This window comes from Cereibacter changlensis JA139, assembly GCF_003034985.1.
Lineage (GTDB): Bacteria > Pseudomonadota > Alphaproteobacteria > Rhodobacterales > Rhodobacteraceae > Cereibacter > Cereibacter changlensis.
On record NZ_PZKG01000077.1, the window covers coordinates 1 to 19821 of the forward strand.

The window sequence follows — 19821 nt, forward strand, 5'->3', positions numbered from 1 at the left end:
GCGCATATGCACCGCCCAGGTCATCATGTAGCCCTTCAGCCAGCGTGACCGCTGCCGCACCCAAGGCAGCGGGCGGCAGTTGGCCTCCTCCTCGGTGACGGTGTCGATCAGCTCGGTGCGGAAGCCGTGCCGGGCGAGGCGCATGCCGAGATCGGCGTCCTCGGTGACATTGTGCGCGTCCCAGCCGCCCAAGGCCTCCAGCGCGGCGCGGCGGAAGAACAGCGTGGTGCCGCCCAAGGGCACCGCCAGCCCGAGCCGTTCGAGACCGGGCAGGATCAGCCGGAACCAGCTGGCGTATTCGATGGTGAAGCAGCGCGACAGCCAGTTGCTGCGCGGGTTGTAGAAATCGAGCACGCCCTGCAGGCAGGCGACCTGCGGGCCGCGGCGGTGGAACCGCTCCACCACTCTCCGGATCTGGTCGGGGGCGGGGGCGTCCTCGGCGTCGTAGACGCCGATGATCGAGCCTCGGCAATGGTCCAGCGCCACGTTCAGCGCCCGCGGCTTGGTGCGCAGCCGCCCGGCTGGCGAGACCACCACCCGCATCCAGGGCGGCAGGCTGCTTTGCGCCAGCGCCGCTCGGGTGGTCCGGTCGCCGGCCTCCACCACCAGAAGGATGTCGAGCAGGTCGCGCGGGTAGTCCAGCCGCGACAGCCGGGCCACCAGCCGGGGGGCGATGTCCGCCTCGTGGTAGAGCGCCACGATGACCGAGACCACCGGCAGCCGGGCGATCAGCGGCGGCTCGGGCTCCGGCGGGCGGGGGCGCAGCGCGGCGAGGGCGGCGGCGAGCTTCAGCCCGGCGGAGAGCGCCAGCGTCAGCACCGCCCAGAGGCCGAGCACCGCCAGCAGCAGCGAGGGCAGGAGCAGCGCCGCGGCGACCAGCAGGGCGAGCCCGGCCTGCAGGCCCTGGCCGCCCCAGTGCCGGCAGCTTTCCGCGTCCGGAACCTTGGTCTCGGCTGACCGGCCGATCTCGCGACCATAGACCGCCAGGAGGGCCGCCTCGATAGTCGGGCGGGTGGCGACGGCCAGGATCACCTCGCCGAAGTGCTGCTCCAGCAGAGGGCGGACCCGGTCGAAGCGCTCCGGCGCCGCGCAAAGGACGATGGTGGCGGCGCCGAGCCCGCGCCAGGGCAGTACGGCTTCGCGCAGGCAGAAGGCTGGGCCGAGCCGGGCGATCAGCCGAGGGTCGGGCAGATTCCGATCGGGCCGCACCGGCGCGCCGGCGTGATGCCGGGCAAGCTCGGCGCTCAGCGCAGCGCCGTCGATCCTGCCTTGCGACAGCAGCGCGTCGCTGAACGCGACGCCATGCCGGCCTCGCTGCGCCAGCGCCTGCAGCATCTCGTGCGGCGCGACCAGGCGCTGCCGCAGCAGGGTGAGGGAAAGCGGTTCGCCTGCGACGGGCGGCGGAGGGAGAGCATCGGGGCGGGAGCGGGCAGCGGGCATGGGCGCACCTGTTCAAGTGCGCCGAGCCTGCCGCAGGTATGGTAAAAAGCGGGTTAACCCTGTCGTAGCGACCGGGCCAACCCGCCGGGGCGATCAGGCGGCGCGGCGCGCCCGCATCGCGGCGGCGAAACGCTCGAACAGGTAGTAGCTGTCCTGCGGCCCCGGGCTCGCCTCGGGGTGGTACTGCACCGAGAACACCGGCCGATCCTCGACCCGGATACCGCAGTTCGACCCGTCGAACAGGCTGACATGGGTCTCCAGCACGCCCTTCGGCAGGGTCTGGCTGTCCACGGTGAAGCCGTGGTTCATCGAGGTGATCTCCACCTTGCCGGTGTCGAGATCCTTCACCGGATGGTTGGCGCCGTGATGGCCGTGGTTCATCTTCACCGTCTTGGCGCCGAGCGCCAGCGCCAGCATCTGGTGGCCGAGGCAGATGCCGAAGACCGGCACGTCGCGGTCCAGCACGCCCTGGATCATCGGCACGGCATAGGCCCCGGTCGCCGCCGGATCGCCCGGGCCGTTGGACAGGAACAGTCCCTCCGGGTTCAGCGCCAGCACGTCCTCGGCGGTGGCCGTCGCCGGCAGCACCGTGACCTCGCAGCCGGCCGAGGCCAGGCAGCGCAGGATGTTGCGCTTGGCGCCGTAGTCGATGGCCACCACGCGCAGGCCCTCGCCCTCGCGCCGGGTGTAGCCCTCGGGCCAGGCCCAGAGCTGCTCGTCCCAGCGGTAGCTCTGGGCGCAGGTCACATCCTTCGCCAGATCGAGCCCGACGAGGCCGCGCCAGGCGCGGGCCTTGGCGACCAGCGCGCCGATGTCGAAATTCCCTTCCGGATCATGCGCCAGCGCGACATGCGGCGCGCCCTGCTGGCGGATCGCCCGGGTCAGCCGCCGGGTGTCGAGCCCGCCGATGCCGATCCGGCCCTTCAGCCGCAGCCATTCGGTCAGCTCGCCGGTGGCGCGCCAGTTCGAGGAGTCGGTCGGATCCCATTTCACCACCATGCCGGCGGCGACCGGCTGGGCGGTCTCGTCATCCTCGGCGGTGACGCCGACATTGCCGATATGCGGGAAGGTGAAGGTGACGATCTGCCCGGCATAGGAGGGATCGGTCATGATCTCCTGATAGCCGGTCATCGCGGTGTTGAAGACCAGTTCGGCCACCGTCTCGCCGGTGGCGCCGAAGCCCATGCCGTAGAACACGGTCCCATCGGCGAGCGCGAGGCAGGCGGTCGGCTTGGCTTGGGTCTGTTGGGTGGTGACGGCCATGTTGCGACTCCCCGGCAAAATCTGGCGGAGACTAAGGGCAGGGGGCGCCGGGGTCAAGGCCGGCCCCCAAATGACTTGATGTGGAAGATCAACGGCTTGCAGAACGCGGGCCCCGTTGTCTTGCGCGGCGTGGCGCTGTATTGTCGCGCATTCGACCAACCACGAGGATGGATGACGATGACATTGCGCAACCGGCTTCAGGAGGCTCTGAAGGAGGCGATGCGGGCCAAGCAGGCCGACCGTCTGTCGACGCTGCGGCTGATCAACGCCGCCATCAAGGACCGCGACATCGCGGCCCGGGTCGACGGCGCCGACGGCATGGTCCCCGACGAGGAGATCACCGGCATCCTCGGCAAGATGGTGAAGCAGCGGCTGGAAAGCGCCCGCGCCTACGAGGAGGGCGGACGGCTGGAGCTGGCGGAGAAGGAACGCGAGGAAATCACCGTCATCGAGGAGTTCCTGCCGCGCCAGCTCACGCCCGACGAGGTCGAGGCCGCGATCTCCGCCGCCATCGCCGAGGCCGGGGCCACGACGATCCGCGACATGGGCAAGGTCATGGCGGTGCTGAAGGGCCGCTACACCGGCCAGATGGACTTCGGCTCGGTCGGGCCGCGGGTCAAGGACCGGCTGGGCTGACCCTCCGGAGCGGCAGGCGCCGCTCCTCCTGCTTCTTCTTTGCCCAAATACTCACGCTCCGCCGGCGCCGCTCTCCGCGTAACGCGACCGGCCGCAGCCTGCGCTGGCAAGGCGGCGCGAGGGGGCTCGATGCCCCCGAGCGGCGCGGCCCCCCGCACTCCCTCAGACTTCACGCGCTCAGCGCGCGCTGCAGCTCGCCATGCAGCGCCAGCCGTTCCTCCTCGCTGAGGAAGGCGCCGATCTCCACCTCGCGGGGCCCGCCGCGCAGCGTCAGATAGTTCGGCACCGGCCCGCCGGAGCGGTGCAGCTCCAGCCTCACCCAATGCGGATTGGCCTGCCAGTCCCGCCGCTGGCCGTGCGGCCCGTGCCGGGCCAGCGTCAGCCGGTCCGGCCAGAGCGTCAGCTCCTCGACGATCTCGCCGTCGCGGTAGCTGCGGTCCAGCGCCAGCCAGACGCCGCCCACCGCCAGCGCGGGGAAGGGCAGCAGCGCCCAGAGCACCGGCGAGCCGAGCACCGCCAAGAGCGGCAGGCTCAAGAGAAGGCAGGTGCAGGAGATGAAGATCACGAAGCCGCGGCGCGGCAGCGAGCGGTGCGGCCAGAGATGCAGCCGGAAGGCCGGCGATGTGGAAGAGGCCCCGGATTGCTCCGGGGCCTCGTCTGATCTGATGATCCATTCATAGGGCATTTGGGTCGGGAGGCAGCCCTCAGTGGGCGTGGCTCTTGTCCCAGTCTTCCCGCTTCGGCAGCTGCTCGAAGGTGTGCTCCGGCGGCGGCGAGGGCAGGGTCCATTCCAGCGTGTCGGCGTATTCGTTCCAGTAGTTGTTCTGGGTGACGCGGGCGCCACGGGTCAGCGTGTAGAACACGATGCCGATGAAGAACAGGAACGAGGCGAAGGACAGGAAGGCGCCGATCGACGAGACCATGTTCCAGGTGGCGAAAGCCTCCGGATAGTCGATGTAGCGGCGCGGCATGCCCTGACGGCCGAGGAAGTGCTGCGGGAAGAAGGTCAGGTTGGCGCCGATGAACATCATCCAGAAGTGCAGCTTGCCCGCCCACTCCGGATACTGCCGGCCCGACATCTTGCCGATCCAGAAGTAGACCCCGGCGAAGATCGCAAAGACGGCGCCGAGGCTCATCACGTAGTGGAAGTGCGCCACGACATAGTAGGTGTCGTGATAGGCGCGGTCCACGCCGGCCTGGCTCAGCACGATGCCGGTCACGCCGCCGACGGTGAAGAGGAACAGGAAGCCGAAGGCCCAGAGCATCGGGGTCTTCATCTCGATCGAGCCGCCCCACATGGTGGCGATCCAGGAGAAGATCTTGATGCCGGTCGGCACCGCGATCACCATGGTGGCCATCATGAAGTAGCTCTGCTGGGTCAGCGACATGCCGACGGTGTACATGTGGTGCGCCCAGACGACGAAGCCGAGCACGCCGATGGCGACCATCGCGTAGACCATCGGCAGGTAGCCGAAGATCGGCTTCCGCGAGAAGGTGGCGATGACGTGGCTGATGATGCCGAAGCCCGGCAGGATGATGATGTAGACCTCGGGGTGACCGAAGAACCACAGGATGTGCTGGTACAGGATCGGGTCACCGCCGCCCGAGGGCTGGAAGAAGGTGGTGCCGAAGTTCCGGTCGGTCAGCAGCATGGTGATGGCGCCGGCGAGCACCGGCAGGGCCAGCAGGATCAGCCAGGCGGTGACGAAGATCGACCAGGCGAAGAGCGGCACCTTGTGCAGCGTCATGCCCGGGGCGCGCATGTTGAGGAAGGTGGTGATGATGTTGATCGCGCCGAGGATCGACGAGGCGCCCGAGAGGTGCACGGCGAAGATGGCGAGGTCGGTCGAGTAGCCGCCTTCCGAGGTCGAGAGCGGCGGGTAGAGCACCCAGCCGATGCCCGAGCCCATCTGGCCGTTGCCGCCCGGCGAGAACACCGAGGCGACGGCCAGCGCGGTGCCGGCGACGTACATCCAGTAGGAGAGGTTGTTCATCCGCGGGAAGGCCATGTCCGGCGCGCCGATGTGCAGCGGCATGAAGTAGTTGCCGAAGCCGCCGAACAGGGCAGGAATCACCACGAAGAACATCATCAGGATGCCGTGGGCGGTGATCATCACGTTCCAGAGGTGGCCGTTCGGGGTGCAGTTGTCCACCGAGGAGGGCCAGAGCGACTGCGCGAAGCCGCGCAGGAAGCCGGAGTCGAGATGCTCGGCGCACATGAACTGCACGCCGGGAGCCATCAGCTCCATCCGCATGTAGACGGTGAAGGCGACCGAGATCAGGCCGACGATGCCGCCGGTGAACAGGTACAGGACGCCGATGTCCTTGTGGTTCGTTGACATGAACCAGCGGGTGAAGAACCCGCGGTTGTCATGGTCGTGGCCATGAATGGCTGCGTCGGCCATGCTCGCCTCCCGCTTGCGTTGATCTTGAACCGGCCCTGTCCCGTGACAGGTCGCCGCTGCTTGCTGCGTGTTTTTAGTGCGGGGAGACCGCAACAGCAATGTCAGACTTTGATCCAGATCAAGAAAACATGACCTTGTTCCTTGGTTTCACGCGGCATTCTGACGCCGGGTCACCCCGGGAAACTGCGCGGGAAACAGCGCTGCAAGGCGATGTCGAGATCGGTCATGGTCACCGGCAGGCCCAGATCGACCAGGCTGGTCACGCCATGCTCGCGGATGCCGCAGGGCACGATTCCGTCGAAATGCCCGAGATCGGGCTCCGCATTGATGGAAATGCCGTGGAACGACACCCAGCGCCGCAGCTTCACGCCGATGGCGGCGATCTTGTCCTCCCGCGGGCTGCCGTCCGGGTTCGGCGCCCGGTCCGGCCGCGCGACCCAGACGCCGACCCGGCCCTGCCGGCGCTCGCCGGTCACTCCGAACTCGGCCAGGGTGGCGATCACCCAATCCTCCAGCGCGCAGACGAATCGGCGCACGTCGCGCCCGCGCCGGTTGAGGTCGAGCATGACATAGGCCACGCGCTGCCCCGGCCCGTGGTAGGTGTACTGCCCGCCGCGCCCGGCGACATGCACCGGGAAGCGGCCCGGGGCCACCAGATCCTCGGCCCGGGCCGAAGTGCCGGCGGTGTAGAGCGGCGGGTGCTCCAGCAGCCAGATCGCCTCGGGCGCCTCGCCGGCCGAGATCGCGGCGACCCGCGCCTCCATGGCGGCGAGGGTCTCGTCATAGGGGGCGAGGCCGGGCAGCACCGTCCATTCCGGCAAAAGCATGGCATTCGCTCCTTTCCGCTGTCCCGGCGGGCAGAAATAATGCCTGACCGGCTCCTGACCCGTGCTAGGCTTCGACCATTGAGTCCATGACCCATTGAGTCCATCGCCGGAGGAGAGATCCGATGTATTTCAAAATCTGCACCACTGCCAGCCTCGCCGCATTGATCGGCTTCGCCCCCGCCCCGCCGGTCCAGGCCGATGCCGGGGATGCGCTCGCCGGGGCGCTGGTCGGCGGTTTCATCGGCCATGCCATCGCCAATGACCAGAACCGCCGCCGTCAGCAGCAGACCACGGTGCGGCGCAGCAGCTCGCGCTCGACGATGTCGACGGCGCAGCGCGAGGCGAACAAGGAGGTGCAGACCTCGCTGAACTATTTCGGCTATCCGGTGGGGGCGGTCGACGGCGCGCTGGGGTCGCGATCGCGCGCCGCCATCTCGCAGTACCAGGTGCTGATCGGCTATCCGCCGACCGGCCAGCTGACCGATTACGAGCGTACGATCCTCACCGCCGCCTATCACCGCGCCGTCGCGGGCGGGCCGATGGTGGCGCAGACCGTGTCGACCCATCCGCAGGGCATGCGCGGCCTGCTGCTGATCCAGCGTGACGAGATGGCCGGCATCCCGACCCAGCCGCCGGCGATGATGACTGCTGCGCCCTTTGCCCCTGCTCCCGCGCCGGCCATGCCCGCCGCTGCGCTGCCGCTGCTGGCCGCCGAGCCTGAGCCGGTCCCGGCGCCCGCCCCGGCGCTGCCGTCCTTCCTCGGCAACGGGGCGATGATGGTGTCGCTGGCCTCGAAGTGCAACACGGTGGGGCTGACCACCAACAGCAACGGCGGCTACACCACCGTCGCCGCCATGACCGACCCGGGCTTCGCCCTGGCCGAGCAGTTCTGCCTGGCGCGCAGCTCCGCCATCGCCGCGGGCGAGCAGATGTCGGCGCAGGTCGCGGGCTTCACGCCGCAGCAGATTTCGGAGCAATGCGGCGCCTTCGGCCCGGTGCTGAAGGACCATGTGGCCGCGCTGTCGCTGAAACCGCGCGACGAGGTGCTGCAGGGCGTCTCCGGCTTTGTGCAGTCCAGCGGCATGGCCCCGGCGCAGCTGACCGGCACGGCCAAGATCTGCCTCGGCGTCGGCTATGCCTCCGACTCGATGGATGTGGCGATCGGCTCGGCGCTGATGCTGACTGCGCTGGGGCAGAAGGGCTATGCCGAGCTGCTTGGCCATCACCTGTCGCAAGGCTTCGGCGCCGCGACCCGGCCGGACTTGGCGCTCGACTGGTATGAGATGGGGCTGTCGGCCTCGCAGGCGGGGGGCACGGTCTTCGCGCCGAACATGCCCGATCGCTCGGAGGTGATTCGCAAGGCGGCCTATACCATGGGCGGCCGGGTCGACCTGCTGCCCGAGGCCCCGGCGACGCTGCCGGTTTTCACCCCGGCCGAGCTGCAGCAGGAGGCCGCCGCGCCAGCTGCGCCCGAGGCTCCCGCACCCGCCGCGCCGATGATGGCGCTGGCGCAAAGCACCAGCCAGGCCTTGCCGATCGACGGGGCGAAGGCGGTTTCCATGGCTGCGCGGCTGCCCTTCCTGCTGATGGGGCAGTGACGCCGGAAGCGGGGGCGGGGCGGTCTTTCGGCGCCTCCCCCGTGGCATTTCGCCAAAGGATGAAAAATCCGCTTTCCTTCGCTGCACGGCTTGGATAAGAACCCGCCACCAAGCCAAGACTGTGCGGTCGTGGCGGAATTGGTAGACGCGCAGCGTTGAGGTCGCTGTGGGGTAACACCCGTGAAGGTTCGAGTCCTTTCGACCGCACCATTCCTCTCCGGAGGACCTCCAGGGCGGCCCCAGTGGCCGCCCTTGGCATGTCCGGCTTCCCCTGCCTGACCCGTCGTTTTTCTCCCGCATCCGTCGTTTTTGTTCCCCCGATTTCGCACGCCGGCGCAGCCCTCGCCGCGCGCCGTCCTTCGATGCCCATTTGCTGGGCATCCGCACGTCGCAGGGCGGCAGCTGCACAACAACATTGCAATAGGCCGGAGGGGCTGCTTTAAAAGATTGTAACGAGCGCAGGGAACCTGCCGGATAAATGGGGAGACTTGGTTGGTGGCTGATACCCGCGCCGATGGCTTTGTCGTGTTCGACCACGTGCAGAAAAGCTACGACGGCGAGACACTCGTCGTGAAGGATCTCAACCTCGATATCGCGAAGGGCGAGTTCCTGACCATGCTCGGACCCTCGGGGTCGGGCAAGACAACCTGCCTGATGATGCTGGCCGGATTCGAGACCGCCACCCATGGCGAGATCAAGCTCGACGGCAAGCCGATCAACACGGTGCCGCCGCACAAGCGCGGCATCGGCATGGTGTTCCAGAACTACGCGCTGTTCCCGCATATGACGGTGGGCGAGAACCTCGGCTTCCCGCTGGAAGTGCGCGGCATGGGCAAGTCGGACCGCGAGGCCAAGATCAAGCGGGCGCTCGACATGGTGCAGATGGGCGCCTTCATCAACCGCCGCCCGGCGCAGCTGTCGGGCGGCCAGCAGCAGCGCATCGCGCTCGCCCGGGCGCTGGTCTTCGATCCCCAGCTCGTGCTGATGGACGAGCCGCTGGGCGCCTTGGACAAGCAGCTGCGCGAGCACATGCAGTTCGAGATCAAGCACCTGCACGACAGCCTCGGCATCACCGTGGTCTATGTGACCCACGACCAGGGCGAGGCGCTGACGATGAGCGACCGCATCGCCGTGTTCAACGACGGCCGGATCCAGCAGCTCGCCCCGCCCTCCGAGCTTTACGAACGACCGAAGAACAGCTTCGTCGCTGGCTTCATCGGTGAGAACAACAAGCTCCTCGGCGTGGTCGAGGACATCGCCGATGGCCGCGCGCTGGTGCGGCTCCCGACCGGCGAGCTGATCGACGCGACGCCGGTGAACGTGGCGCGCAAGGGGCAGAAGACGCTGGTCTCGGTCCGCCCCGAGCGGGTGGAATACAAGCCCGAGCTGCTGCCCGAGGGGGCGCATACGCTCGAGGCCGAGGTGATGGAATTCATCTACATGGGCGACATCTTCCGCACCCGCGTCAGGGTCGCCGGATCGGATGATTTCGTAATGAAATCCCGCAATACTCTGGGCCAGCGCGTGCTTCAGCCCGGCGAGAAGATCCGGATCGGCTGGGCGCCCGAAGACGCCCGGGCCCTCGATCCGCTCTGAACCGGTCAAAGAACCGGGGGCGGCCGCAGAAGCGGCGAAGCCTGACAAGAATACCAGTTCAACAAGGGAGTCTGTTAATGAAGAAACTGCTGATCCTGTCCACCGCCCTGACGGGCGTGGCCGCCAGCACCGCCTCGGCCGATGTGACGGTCATGTCCTGGGGCGGCTCCTATGCCGTGAGCCAGGTGGAGGCCTATCACAAGCCCTTCACCGCCGAGACCGGGATCAACGTCGTCTCCGTCGACGCCGACAACCCTGCCACGCCGATCAAGGCGCAGGTCGAGGCGAACAACGTCACCGTCGACGTCGCCGATGTTGAATATGCCGACGCCATCCGGCTCTGCGACGAGGGCCTGCTGGAAGAGATCGACCCGGCGATCCTCTCCGCCGCGCCCGACGGCACCCCGGCGATGGACGACTTCCTGCCCGGCGCCGTGACCGATTGCGCGGTGGCCACCATCGTGTTCTCGACCGTCTTCGCCTATGACTCGTCGAAATTCTCCGGCGAGAAGCCCGACAGCATCGCCGATTTCTTCGACACCGCCACCTTCCCGGGCAAGCGCGCCATGCGCAAGGGGGCCAAGGCCAATCTCGAGATGGCGCTGATGGCCGACGGCGTGCCCGCCGCCGATGTCTACGCCCTGCTGGAGACCGACGAGGGCGTCGACCGCGCCTTCGCCAAGCTCGACGAGATCAAGGCCGACACGATCTGGTGGGAAGCCGGGGCGCAGCCGCCGCAGCTGCTGGCCGATGGCGAGGTCTCGATGACCACCGCCTACAACGGCCGGATCTTCGCCGCCGCCGTGACCGAGGGCAAACCCTTCGAGGTGGTCTGGGACGGGCAGGTCTATGAATACGACCTCTTCGTGATCCCGAAGGGCGCGCCGAATCTCGAAGAGGCCAAGAAGTTCCTGACCTTCGCCACCGACACCCAGCGCTTGGCCGACCAGGCCAAGTGGATCTCCTACGGTCCGGCCCGCAAGTCCTCCGGCGCGCTGGTCGGGATGTTCATGGACGGCAAGACCGAGATGGGCCCGCATATGCCCACCTCCGAGGCCAACCTGACCAACGCGCTCGCCTCCTCCTACGAGTTCTGGGTCGACCGCGATTCCGAGCTGAACGAGCGCTTCAACGCCTGGCTGGCCGTGAACTGAGCTGACGACTGAACAGGCGGCGGCGCGCGTCCGACGGCGCGCGCCGCCCTTTCGCCGGAAGGGATGACGATGGCCGACGCAACCGCAGATCTCGCAGGGGCAAGCCCGGCAAAGCTGACCACCGCCGATGGGCGGCCGCTGAAATCGGCGCTGGCGCGGGCCCAGGCCAAGGCGCGGCGCCGCGCCTTCCTGCTGGTGCTGCCTCTCTTGCTGTTCATCGTGCTGACCTTCATCCTGCCGATCGGGCAGATGCTGCACCGCTCGATCTTCAACGACGGCTTCGCGGCCAACATGCCGCAACTGACCCAGTGGTTCGTCGACAACCCGGTCGGCACCGAGCCGGACGAGAGCGCCTATGCCGCGCTGGCCGCCGACCTGAAATCCGCGGCCGAGGCCAAGACCATCGGCGTCGTCGGCACGCGGGTGAACTACGAGATGTCGGGCACCCGCTCGCTCTTCACCTCGACTGGCCGCAAGGCGAAGAACTTCGAGCCGCCCTACATGCAGGCGGTGCTAGAGGCCGACGACAAATGGGCCGATCCGCAGCTCTGGGGCACGATGCGCCAGGTGTCCGACGCCTATACCGCCAACTTCTTCCTCGCCGCCGTCGATCTGGCCCGCGACACCGAGGGCAAGATCGTGCAGGCGCCGGAGGACCGGCGGGTCTATGTCATGCTCTTCGAGCGGACCTTCCTGATCGCCGGGCTGATCACCTTCCTCTGCCTGCTGCTCGGCTTTCCCATCGCCCATTTGCTGGCCACGCTGCCGCTGCGCTATTCCAACCTCTTGATGATCCTGGTGCTGCTGCCGTTCTGGACCTCGCTGCTGGTGCGGACGACCTCGTGGATCGTGTTGTTGCAGGGGCAGGGGGTGGTGAACAACACGCTGGTGGCGACCGGCATCCTGACCGACGACACCCGGATCCAGATGATCTACAACCAGATGGGCACGATCATCGCCATGACGCATATTCTGCTGCCCTTCATGATCCTGCCGCTCTATTCGGTGATGCGGCCGATCCCGCCCTCCTATGTCCGCGCCGCCCGCTCGCTCGGCGCCTCGAGCTGGACCGCCTTCCGCCGGATCTATCTGCCGCAGACCCTGCCGGGCATCGGCGCCGGCGCGCTTTTGGTCTTCATCCTCGGCGTCGGCTATTACATCACCCCGGCGCTGGTCGGCGGGGCCTCGGGGCAGCTGATCTCGAACCTGATCGCCTTCCACATGCAGGACAGCCTGAACTGGTCGCTGGCCGCCGCCATCGCCGCGGTGCTCTTGGCGGCGGTGCTGGTGCTCTACTGGCTCTACGACCGTCTGATCGGCATCGACAACCTGAAGCTGGGCTGACCCCGGCCCCTTCATCTTGGCCCAAATATCCCGGGGGTCCGGGGGCAGCGCCCCCGGCCGCCATCCACAGGAGACCGCCCGATGGCCCTTCCCGTCTACGCCAGCCCGCTCGAGCGTATCTGGCACTACACCTACATCGCCATCTGCGTCGCGATCTTCACCTTCCTGATCGCGCCGATCCTGATCGTCATCCCGCTCAGCTTCAACGCCGAGCCCTATTTCACCTTCACCGAGAAGATGCTGTCCTTCGATCCGGAGGGCTATTCGCTGCGCTGGTACGACATCCTGTTGACCTTCGGCATGACGGCCCCCGACGCGCCGCGCGGCGCCTCCTGGTGGATGGATGTCTGGAACAACGCGACCTGGGTGCGGGCGGCGAAGAACTCGGTGATCATCGGCGTCTCCTCCACGATCGTGGCCACGGTGCTGGGCACCATCGCCGCGCTCGGCCTGTCGCGGCCCGAGATGCCCTACCGCCGGGCGATCATGGCGATCCTGATCTCGCCGATGATAGTGCCGATCATCATCACCGCGACGGGGCTGTTCTTCTTCTACTCGGCCACCGGGCTTGCCGGCTCCTATGTCGGCGTGGTGCTGGCCCATGCAACGCTGGGCATCCCCTTCGTCATCATCACCGTTACCGCGACGCTGATCGGTTTCGACCGTTCGCTGACCCGCGCCGCCGCCTCGCTGGGGGCCGACCCGACGACCACCTTCTTCAAGGTCACCATGCCGCTGATCCTGCCCGGGGTGATCTCGGGCGCACTCTTCGCCTTCGTCACCTCCTTCGACGAGGTGGTGGTGGTGCTCTTCGTCGCCGCGCATGACCAGCAGACCATCCCGCGCCAGATGTGGAACGGCATCCGCGAGCAGATCAGCCCGGCGATCATGTCGGTGGCGACGATCCTCGTCATCGTCTCGGTGGCGCTGCTGGCGACGGTCGAGATCCTGCGTCGTCGGTCGGAGAAGCTGCGCGGCGTGACCAGCAGCTGAGATATGCGAGCAGGGGCAGGGCGGCCTTCGGTCGCCTTTGCCTCAGGGCAGGATCTGCAGCCAGACCCAGGTGGTGACGATGCAGGCCCCGGTCGCCAGCAGCACCGCCGAGGCGGTGACCCGCTTGGCCACGCCATACATGTTGGCGAAGAGATAGGCGTTCACCCCCGGCGCCATCGCCCCGGTGATCACCGCCGAGCGCATCTGCGCCACGTCCAGCCCCACCACCCAGCGTCCGAGCCCGTAGGTGATCGCCGGATGCACCAGCAGCGACAGGGCGCAGACCATGGCGATGGCCTTCATGTCGCCCTCGGGCCGGTAGCGGTAGAGCACGCCGCCGAGGCCGAACAGCGCCGTCGGCAGCGCCGCCCGCATCATCATCTCCACCGCGCTCCAGACCGAGCCGGGCAGCGGCAGGCCGGTCAGGTTCACGAAGATCCCGGCGCTGATGCCGATGACCAGCGGCTGCGACAGGATCGCCAGCCCGACCTGCCGCGCCAGCTTCGGCGCCGAATGGCCCAGCCCGCGGCTGCGCACCAGCTCCATCACCGTGATGCCGAAGGCGTAGAGCAGCGGCGAATGCACCGAGATGATGGCGAAGTTCGACGCTAGCGCATCGGGGCCATAGGCGCGCTCGGTGATCGGCAGGCCCAGAAGCAGCGTGTTGGAGAACAGGCAGGCGAAGCCGATGGCGACAGAATCCTGCACCGGCCGGTCGAAGAGCAAGCGCGAGCCGAAATAGCCGAGCCCGAAGCAGGAGAAGGCCCCGGCGTAGAAGGCGAAGAGCAGGCCGAGGTCGAAATGCGCCGCGAGGTCGAGCCGCGAGATCGAGGCGAAGAGCAGGCAGGGCACCGCGAAGTTTTGCGCGAAGCGCATCACCCCGTCGACGGCGCTCTCGCCGAACAGCCCGGCCCGCGCCGCGGCATAGCCGAAGCCGATGACCAGGAAGACCGGCAGGATGACGTCGATCAGCGCGCTCATCCGTCGAGGTCGAAGCTGAGCCCGTCGAAGGCCGGGATCACGCCCTCGGGCAGTTCCTCGGTCAGGGTCGCGTAATCGAGATCCAGATGCATGTTGGTGATGATGGCGCGGGCGGGTTTCACCCGGTCGATCCAGCTGAGGGTGAGCGCCAGATGCGCGTGGGTCGGATGCGGCTTCCGGCGCAGCGCGTCGACCACCCACATGTCGAGGCCCTCCAGCACAGGCCAGCTTTCCGGCGGGATTTCCACCACATCGGGCAGATAGGCCAGCCCCGCCACGCGGAACCCCAGCGCCTCGGTCGGGCCGTGGCTGACGCGGAACGGGATCAGCCGGATCGCGCCGCCGGCGCCCTCGACCTCGAAGGGGCCGTCGATGGTGTTCAGATCGAGGATCGGCGGATAGAGCGAGCCGGCGGGTTGGGCGAAGGCATAGCCGAAGCGGGTGACGAGCGAATCCTGCGTCACCGGGTCGGCCCAGACCGGCAGGCGTTTCTGCATGTTGAAGACGATCTGGCGCAGGTCGTCGATGCCGTGAACGTGATCGGCATGGGCATGGGTCCAGGCCACGGCGTCGAGTTCGCCGATGCCGGCGTCCAGCAGCTGCGGATGCAGGTCGGGCGTGGTGTCGATCAGTACGCGGGTGGTTCCCGCATCGGTGATCCGCTCGATCAGCAGCGAGCAGCGGCGGCGGCGGTTCTTGGGGTTGGTGGGGTCGCAATCGCCCCAATGCCCGCCGAGCCGCGGCACCCCGCCGGAGGAGCCGCAGCCCAGGATGGTGCAGCGCAGCAGGGCGCTCATGCCCCGGTCTCCGCGGCCTTCCAGAACAGCCGGTCGAAGTTGGCGCTGGTGGCCGCGGCGAACTCCTCGAGGCTCAGGCCGAAGACCTCGGCCCCCTTGGCGGCGGTATGGGCGGTATAGGCGGGCTCGTTGCGCTTGCCGCGATGCGGCGGCGGCGCGAGATAGGGGCTGTCGGTTTCCAGCAGGACGCGGTCGAGCGGGGCGGCGGCGAAGATCTCGCGCAGCTCGGCGGACTTCGGGAAGGCGGTGATGCCCGACATCGACAGGTAGAAGCCGAGATCCAGCGCCGCGCGCCCCAGCTCGGCGCTGGAGGAAAAGCAATGCATGACGCAGGCATAGGCCCCGGCGCGATGCTCCTCGGCCAGGATGCGCGCCATGTCCTCGTCGGCCGAGCGGGCGTGGATGATCAGCGGCAGCTTGGTCTGCCGCGCCGCCTCGATATGGATGCGCAGGCTCTCCTGCTGTTGGTCCTTCGTCTCGGCGGTGTAGTGATAATCAAGCCCGGTCTCGCCGATGCCGACGAATTTCGGATGGGCGGCGAAGCCGACCAACTGCTCCACCGTGGCCATCGGGTCCTCGCCCGCGCGCATCGGATGCACGCCGGCGGCGTAGAACACGCCCTCATAGGCTTCGGCGATGGCGCGGACCTGCGGCTCCAGCGCCAGCCGGGTGCAGATCGTCACCATGCGGGTCACGCCGGCGGCGCGGGCGCATTCGATGACCTGCGGCAGCTCGCCGGCGAAGTCGGGGAAGTCGAGATGACAGTGGCTGTCAACGATCTGGGGGGCAGGGGCGGTTGTCATGGGGAGAGCTTACCTTGGGGCGAGCAGTCCCGCCGTCTCGTCGATCCTCAAGAGCATATCCATGAGAAGCGCGGCAGGGTCAAGGTTGACCGCCCGGCCGCGACGCGCGCGCAGCCCCAGCGTCTGCGCCAGTTCGGCCCATGTGCGGGCGGCCCAGGGCGAGGGCGAAAGCCGCGCGATCAGGGCTGCCTCGCCCGGGCAGGCCTCGGGCGGGCAGTAGCCCATGGTGCCGGCGCGGGCGAGGCGGGCGAGGAAGAGGTCGAGCAGCGTCAGGATCAGCTCGAACTTCGGCTCGTTGCCGCGACCGGCCCCGGCCTCGGCCAGCGCCAGCGCGCGGGGCCGGTCGAGCCGGGGCAGGGTGGCGAAGAGCGCGATCATCGACTGGTAGAGCCGCATCCCGTCGAGATTGGTCAGCCGGATCGCCTCGCCGACCGAGCCGCCCGCCAGTTCGGCCAGCGCCTCGGGCGCCTCCACCACCGCGCCCGCCGCGGCCATCGCCTGCGCCATGTCGGCCGGGCCCAGCGGCCCCAGCCGCAGCTCGCGGCAGCGCGAGCGGATGGTCGGCAGCAGCCGGAAGGGCTGGTGGCTGATCAGGATCAGCGTGACCCCGGCCGGCGGCTCCTCCAGCAGTTTCAACAGCGCGTTGGCGGCGGAGGGGTTCATCTCGTCCGCCGGATCGACGATCGCCACGCGGCGTCCGCCATCGGCGGAGGAGAGCGAGAAGAAGGATTTCATCCGCCGCACGTCATCGACGGAGATCACCGTCTTCAGCTTCTTCTTGTCCTCGTCCCAGGCGCGGCGCAGCAGGAACAGCCGGCCCTCGGCCTGCGAGGCGATGCGGCGCGCGACGGGGTGGTCGGCGGCAATGTCGAGCGTCTCGGGCGGCGGCGCGGCGAACATGCCGCCGTCCTCGGGCGTCGCCAGCAGGAAGCGCGCCAGCTTCCAGGCGAAGGTCGCCTTGCCGACGCCCAGCGGCCCGGTGACCAGCCAGCCGTGATGCAGCCGGCCCGAGCTGAAGGAGGCGAGGAATTCCGCCTCGGCCGCGTCCTGGCCGATCAGCTGCAGGGTGTCGCGCGGATGCGGCGCGCCTTCGACGCGGTCGGGTTCCGGGATGTCCTCAAGCGCGGTCTGGGCCAAGGGTCAGATCTCCTCGCGCCCGGGTCGGACGCAGGGAGGGTTTACGCCGCCGGGGCGGGGCGGGGCAACAGCAGACCGGGCAAAACAGCCGCATCGGGGTGGTGGTAGCCCCGCGCAACGGCCGCGCGCCGCCGGCCCGCGGACCGGCAGCTCGCAGTTCGGATGGATGCCGCGGCGCGCCCGGCAGGGCACGGCCCGGGCCGGAGGATCAGAACTTCAACCCGATCAGCGCGCCGAGATCGTCATAGGTCATCAGCTTCTTCGGCGTGATCATGTCGAGCAGCGGCATGATATGGGTGGTGTCGATCTCGGCCATCTGACCGAAGAGCTCTTCGTTGGTCGGCATCTTCTTCGGGGTCATGGCGTCGAGCATGTCGGTGAAGCCCATCGCCTTGGCATCGCCCATCTCGGCGCCCTTGCCGAAGACTTCTTCGTTGGTCAGCAGTTTCTTGGGCGTGATGTCCGCGAGCATCGCGGTCACGGCGGTTTCCCAATTCGACATAGTGCTCTCCATTATACGGGTCTCGACTCATACGGATCAGATGCGCAACGCGGCGGACCGAGCGGATGCGCCTGCGTTTGTGACGTTACCACGCGCCGCGCCGACCACACGCCAAAACCGGCGGAACGAGGTGCGGCATACACTCGCACCGCTTGACGCGCGCGGCTTGCGCAGGGGCAAAAGCTGGTCTAGTCGCGCTGCACAAAGATCGGAAAACCGGCCATGTCCCACAGCTTTTTCCTGCGCGTCTATTACGAGGATACCGACCTCGCCGGCATCGTCTACTATGCCAACTACCTGAAGTTCATCGAGCGCGCGCGCAGCGAATGGGTGCGCGGGCTGGGGCTCGACCAGCGCCGGCTGAAGGCCGAAGAGGGGCTGGTCTTCGCGGTGCGGCGGGTCGAGGCGGATTACCTGCGCCCGGCTTTGTTCGACGACGCGCTGGAGGTGACCACGCGGCTGGTGGCGATCACCGGCGCGCGGCTGGTGCTGGCGCAGGAGGTGCTGCGCGACGGCGCGGCGCTGTTCACGGCCCGGGTGACGCTGGTCTGCCTGACCGCAGAGGGGGCCGCGGCGCGGCTGCCCGCCGATCTGCGGGCGCGGCTCGCCGCGGCGCAGCAAGGGGAAAACGGGTGATCCGGCGCGCTTCTGCCGGGTGACAGAGTTGTGTTGGCAATCCCCTTTAAAAGCGGATAGAATCATCTGTAAGAACGGCCGAAAGAACGGCCCCAGCAAGAGCAGGCATATGGAAACGGAAACCCTTGCGATGGCGCAGGAGATTGATTTCTCCATGCTTGCCCTTTTCGCGCGCGCTACCCTGACAGTGAAGGCCGTGATGATCGCGCTGATGATCATGTCCTTCTGGTCCTGGGCGATCATCATCCAGAAGCACATCCTGTTCCGCATGGCCAAGCGCGAAGCCGGCGTCTTCGACCGGGCCTTCTGGTCGGGCGACCCCCTCGACGAGCTGTTCGAGAAGATCGGGCCGCAGCCGGAAGGCGCGTCGGAGAAGATCTTCGCCTCCGGCATGCTGGAATGGCGCCGCAGCCACCGTCAGGACGGCGGGCTGATCGCCGGGGCGCAGGCGCGCATCGACCGCTCGATGGGCGTCGCCATCGACAAGGAGAGCGAGCGGCTGAACTCCGGCCTGTCCTTCCTCGCAACAGTCGGCTCGACCGCGCCCTTCATCGGTCTCTTCGGGACGGTCTGGGGCATCAAGCACGCCTTCGAGCAGATCGCCATCTCGCAGAACACCAACCTCGCCGTCGTGGCCCCCGGCATCGCCGAGGCGCTGCTGGCGACCGCGGCGGGTCTGGTCGCGGCCATCCCGGCGGTGGTGTTCTACAACAAGCTCAACGCCGACGCGGAACGGATCATCGGCGGCTATGACGCGTTCTCCGACGAGTTCGCCACCATCCTGTCGCGCCAGCTGGACGCGGCCTGAGCCATGGGGGCAGGGGTCGTCAAGAAATCCGGCGGGCGGCGCGGCAAGCGCCGGGGCCACTCGGCCGCGATGTCCGAGATCAACGTGACGCCCTTTGTGGACGTCATGCTGGTGCTGCTGATCATCTTCATGGTGGCCGCGCCGCTGTTGACGGTGGGCGTGCCGGTGCAATTGCCCGAGACGGCGGCCAATGCGCTGCCGACCGAGCAGGAGGAGCCGCTGACGATCACCATGGTGGCCGATGGCCGGCTGATGATCCAGGAGACCGAGACCGCGGAAGGCGAGCTGATCCCGAGGCTGCAGGCCATCGCCGCCGAGCGCGAGAGCAAGAAGCTGTTCCTGCGCGCCGACGGGACCATCCCCTACGAGCGCGTCGCCCAGATGATGGGCGCGCTGAACCGCGGCGGCTTCAACGAGATCGGCCTCGTCACCGATGTGGGCGGTCCCACCTTCGGCGGAAGCGGCGGCTAGGCCAAAAGGCATGAACAAGGGCGTCATCATCTCCGGCATCGGGCACCTGGGCCTGATCCTCTGGGCGCTGTTCGGCGGCTACTTCCTCACGCCCGATCATGCGCCCGAAGTGGCGGTGACCTCGGTGTCGCTGATGTCGAGCGCCGAGTTCGACGCGATGAGCGCCGCGGTCCCCACCGCTCCGGCCCCCGCCGAGCAACCGGCGGAACCCGCGCCCGCGCCGGAGGCCGTGGCCCCCGCCGAGCCGGAGCCCGCCCCCGAGGCGCAGCCGGTGGAGGAGACCCCGCCGCCGGTCGAACTGGCCGAGCCGCAGCCCGCGCCCGAGCCCGACACCGCCCCCGACGTGACCGAGATCGCGCCGATCCCCCGGCCCGAGATCGCCGAGACGCCGGAGCCGGTGGCCCCCGTGGCCGAGGTCGAACAGCCGATC

The 19821-nt window shown here is 68.2% G+C and carries 19 protein-coding genes, 1 tRNA gene and 1 pseudogene; 11 read left to right on the forward strand and 10 right to left on the reverse strand.

Annotated features, from left to right (window positions below):
- Positions 1–1440 (reverse strand): glycosyltransferase (locus C5F48_RS15095; protein ID WP_107664724.1); only part of this gene is annotated, 1440 nt, incomplete at its 3' end.
- A 93-nt stretch (positions 1441–1533) separates the two neighbouring features.
- Positions 1534–2703 (reverse strand): glutamine-hydrolyzing carbamoyl-phosphate synthase small subunit, encoded by a 1170-nt coding sequence (carA, locus tag C5F48_RS15100; protein ID WP_107664725.1) that lies wholly within the window; start codon positions 2701–2703, stop codon positions 1534–1536.
- Positions 2704–2880: 177 nt separating this feature from the next.
- On the opposite strand from carA, the gene C5F48_RS15105 reads away from it, so the two are divergent.
- A complete protein-coding gene (locus C5F48_RS15105) occupies positions 2881–3339 on the forward strand; it encodes a GatB/YqeY domain-containing protein (RefSeq protein WP_107664741.1) in 459 nt (152 codons plus the stop codon).
- Between the two features lie 169 nt (positions 3340–3508).
- On the opposite strand, the gene C5F48_RS15110 is transcribed toward C5F48_RS15105, so the two are convergent.
- From C5F48_RS15110 to lipB, 3 genes are all read right to left on the reverse strand, one after another.
- The gene (locus tag C5F48_RS15110) at positions 3509–4024 is read right to left on the reverse strand and encodes a DUF2244 domain-containing protein (protein WP_107664726.1); all 516 of its coding nucleotides are present in this window, start codon (positions 4022–4024) and stop codon (positions 3509–3511) included.
- Positions 4025–4043: 19 nt separating this feature from the next.
- Positions 4044–5744 carry a cytochrome c oxidase subunit I gene (ctaD, locus tag C5F48_RS15115; protein ID WP_107664727.1) on the reverse strand — a complete coding sequence of 567 codons (1701 nt, stop codon included), beginning with the start codon at positions 5742–5744 and terminating at the stop codon, positions 4044–4046.
- A 170-nt stretch (positions 5745–5914) separates the two neighbouring features.
- Positions 5915–6571 carry a lipoyl(octanoyl) transferase LipB gene (gene lipB / locus C5F48_RS15120; RefSeq protein WP_107664728.1) on the reverse strand — a complete coding sequence of 219 codons (657 nt, stop codon included), beginning with the start codon at positions 6569–6571 and terminating at the stop codon, positions 5915–5917.
- 122 nt (positions 6572–6693) lie between these two features.
- On the opposite strand from lipB, the gene C5F48_RS15125 reads away from it, so the two are divergent.
- The 6 genes from C5F48_RS15125 (at position 6694) to C5F48_RS15150 (ending at position 13256) form a co-directional block, all read left to right on the forward strand.
- The gene (locus C5F48_RS15125) at positions 6694–8169 is read left to right on the forward strand and encodes a peptidoglycan-binding domain-containing protein (RefSeq protein ID WP_107664729.1); all 1476 of its coding nucleotides are present in this window, start codon (positions 6694–6696) and stop codon (positions 8167–8169) included.
- Between the two features lie 123 nt (positions 8170–8292).
- Positions 8293–8379 (forward strand) — tRNA-Leu (locus tag C5F48_RS15130).
- A 282-nt stretch (positions 8380–8661) separates the two neighbouring features.
- Positions 8662–9765 carry an ABC transporter ATP-binding protein gene (locus C5F48_RS15135; RefSeq protein WP_107664730.1) on the forward strand — a complete coding sequence of 368 codons (1104 nt, stop codon included), beginning with the start codon at positions 8662–8664 and terminating at the stop codon, positions 9763–9765.
- Positions 9766–9842: 77 nt separating this feature from the next.
- A complete protein-coding gene (locus tag C5F48_RS15140) occupies positions 9843–10919 on the forward strand; it encodes an ABC transporter substrate-binding protein (protein WP_107664731.1) in 1077 nt (358 codons plus the stop codon).
- Between the two features lie 69 nt (positions 10920–10988).
- Positions 10989–12263: an ABC transporter permease gene (locus C5F48_RS15145; RefSeq protein WP_107664742.1), complete on the forward strand. Its 1275-nt coding sequence runs from the start codon at positions 10989–10991 to the stop codon at positions 12261–12263.
- A gap of 81 nt (positions 12264–12344) precedes the next feature.
- On the forward strand, positions 12345–13256 hold the full coding sequence (locus tag C5F48_RS15150) for an ABC transporter permease (protein ID WP_107664732.1): 912 nt from the start codon (positions 12345–12347) through the stop codon (positions 13254–13256).
- A gap of 42 nt (positions 13257–13298) precedes the next feature.
- Here the strand turns inward: C5F48_RS15150 and C5F48_RS15155 are convergent, their stop codons facing one another.
- The 5 genes from C5F48_RS15155 to C5F48_RS15175 all read right to left on the reverse strand — a co-directional run bounded on the left by C5F48_RS15155 (position 13299) and on the right by C5F48_RS15175 (position 17476).
- A complete protein-coding gene (locus tag C5F48_RS15155; protein WP_107664733.1) occupies positions 13299–14237 on the reverse strand; it encodes an AEC family transporter in 939 nt (312 codons plus the stop codon).
- Positions 14234–15034, reverse strand: coding sequence for an MBL fold metallo-hydrolase (locus C5F48_RS15160; protein WP_107664734.1), 801 nt, complete (start codon positions 15032–15034; stop codon positions 14234–14236). Before C5F48_RS15160 ends, C5F48_RS15155 begins: the two co-directional genes overlap by 4 nt.
- Positions 15031–15837 carry a TatD family hydrolase gene (locus tag C5F48_RS15165; RefSeq protein ID WP_107664735.1) on the reverse strand — a complete coding sequence of 269 codons (807 nt, stop codon included), beginning with the start codon at positions 15835–15837 and terminating at the stop codon, positions 15031–15033. Before C5F48_RS15165 ends, C5F48_RS15160 begins: the two co-directional genes overlap by 4 nt.
- Before the next feature lie 9 nt (positions 15838–15846).
- A complete protein-coding gene (locus C5F48_RS15170) occupies positions 15847–16974 on the reverse strand; it encodes a DNA polymerase III subunit delta' (RefSeq protein WP_107664736.1) in 1128 nt (375 codons plus the stop codon).
- A gap of 208 nt (positions 16975–17182) precedes the next feature.
- Positions 17183–17476: a hypothetical protein gene (locus C5F48_RS15175; protein WP_107664737.1), complete on the reverse strand. Its 294-nt coding sequence runs from the start codon at positions 17474–17476 to the stop codon at positions 17183–17185.
- A 222-nt stretch (positions 17477–17698) separates the two neighbouring features.
- Here C5F48_RS15175 and ybgC point away from each other — a divergent pair, with 222 nt between their 5' ends.
- The 4 genes and pseudogenes from ybgC to C5F48_RS15195 all read left to right on the forward strand — a co-directional run.
- On the forward strand, positions 17699–18112 hold the full coding sequence (ybgC, locus tag C5F48_RS15180; protein WP_107664738.1) for a tol-pal system-associated acyl-CoA thioesterase: 414 nt from the start codon (positions 17699–17701) through the stop codon (positions 18110–18112).
- A gap of 109 nt (positions 18113–18221) precedes the next feature.
- Complete coding sequence (gene tolQ / locus C5F48_RS15185) at positions 18222–18920, forward strand: protein TolQ (RefSeq protein ID WP_107664739.1); 699 nt, start codon at positions 18222–18224, stop codon at positions 18918–18920.
- 3 nt (positions 18921–18923) lie between these two features.
- Complete coding sequence (tolR, locus tag C5F48_RS15190) at positions 18924–19391, forward strand: protein TolR (RefSeq protein WP_107664740.1); 468 nt, start codon at positions 18924–18926, stop codon at positions 19389–19391.
- A gap of 10 nt (positions 19392–19401) precedes the next feature.
- A pseudogene (locus C5F48_RS15195) lies at positions 19402–19821 on the forward strand (cell envelope biogenesis protein TolA); the annotation flags it as partial.

Excerpts from the sequence above, each read along its gene's own strand:
- lipB (WP_107664728.1), bottom strand. The coding sequence starts at position 6,571 with ATGCTTTTGCCGGAATGGACGGTGCTGCCCGGCCTCGCCCCCTATGAC.
- C5F48_RS15145 (WP_107664742.1), top strand. The coding sequence starts at position 10,989 with ATGGCCGACGCAACCGCAGATCTCGCAGGGGCAAGCCCGGCAAAGCTG.
- C5F48_RS15175 (WP_107664737.1), bottom strand. The coding sequence starts at position 17,476 with ATGTCGAATTGGGAAACCGCCGTGACCGCGATGCTCGCGGACATCACG.
- tolQ (WP_107664739.1), top strand. The coding sequence starts at position 18,222 with ATGGAAACGGAAACCCTTGCGATGGCGCAGGAGATTGATTTCTCCATG.
- C5F48_RS15105 (WP_107664741.1), top strand. The coding sequence starts at position 2,881 with ATGACATTGCGCAACCGGCTTCAGGAGGCTCTGAAGGAGGCGATGCGG.
- carA (WP_107664725.1), bottom strand. The coding sequence starts at position 2,703 with ATGGCCGTCACCACCCAACAGACCCAAGCCAAGCCGACCGCCTGCCTC.
- C5F48_RS15150 (WP_107664732.1), top strand. The coding sequence starts at position 12,345 with ATGGCCCTTCCCGTCTACGCCAGCCCGCTCGAGCGTATCTGGCACTAC.
- C5F48_RS15155 (WP_107664733.1), bottom strand. The coding sequence starts at position 14,237 with ATGAGCGCGCTGATCGACGTCATCCTGCCGGTCTTCCTGGTCATCGGC.
- C5F48_RS15160 (WP_107664734.1), bottom strand. The coding sequence starts at position 15,034 with ATGAGCGCCCTGCTGCGCTGCACCATCCTGGGCTGCGGCTCCTCCGGC.
- ctaD (WP_107664727.1), bottom strand. The coding sequence starts at position 5,744 with ATGGCCGACGCAGCCATTCATGGCCACGACCATGACAACCGCGGGTTC.
- ybgC (WP_107664738.1), top strand. The coding sequence starts at position 17,699 with ATGTCCCACAGCTTTTTCCTGCGCGTCTATTACGAGGATACCGACCTC.
- C5F48_RS15140 (WP_107664731.1), top strand. The coding sequence starts at position 9,843 with ATGAAGAAACTGCTGATCCTGTCCACCGCCCTGACGGGCGTGGCCGCC.
- tolR (WP_107664740.1), top strand. The coding sequence starts at position 18,924 with ATGGGGGCAGGGGTCGTCAAGAAATCCGGCGGGCGGCGCGGCAAGCGC.
- C5F48_RS15125 (WP_107664729.1), top strand. The coding sequence starts at position 6,694 with ATGTATTTCAAAATCTGCACCACTGCCAGCCTCGCCGCATTGATCGGC.
- C5F48_RS15110 (WP_107664726.1), bottom strand. The coding sequence starts at position 4,024 with ATGCCCTATGAATGGATCATCAGATCAGACGAGGCCCCGGAGCAATCC.
- C5F48_RS15165 (WP_107664735.1), bottom strand. The coding sequence starts at position 15,837 with ATGACAACCGCCCCTGCCCCCCAGATCGTTGACAGCCACTGTCATCTC.